We start from the raw sequence: 279 nt of genomic DNA, 5'->3' as shown, positions 1-279 counted from the left end.
CGCGGTGTTCGCTTCCTGCACCATCCACGGGCTAAATGCCCACGGTGTGGCGTCCAGCGCGCGGAATAGCGCGTCCAGCTCCACCCACTGATACTCCATTACTTCATCGTCATTGATTGCGAGGGTATTCGTTACGCGGGCGGCATAGACCGGGCAGATTTCGTTTTCAACGATCCCTGACGGGTCGGCTTCACGGTAGCGGAACTCCGGGGCAATGGGGGTGATGTCTGTGATTTCGGCGCCGACTTCAAAGCGACAGCGGCGGATAATCGCCTGCTC

The 279-nt window shown here is 59.5% G+C and carries 1 protein-coding gene; it reads right to left on the bottom strand.

Translation table 11 applies throughout. The annotated features are described in order from the left end of the window. On the bottom strand, positions 1-279 hold a 279-nt coding region (locus RTW80_RS29035; RefSeq protein ID WP_312721566.1), incomplete at both ends, for an NUDIX domain-containing protein.

Origin of the sequence: Escherichia sp. AM3 (assembly GCF_032029835.1) — a bacterium.
Lineage (GTDB): Bacteria > Pseudomonadota > Gammaproteobacteria > Enterobacterales > Enterobacteriaceae > Escherichia > Escherichia coli.
This window is presented reverse-complemented; position numbering and strand designations above follow the sequence as displayed.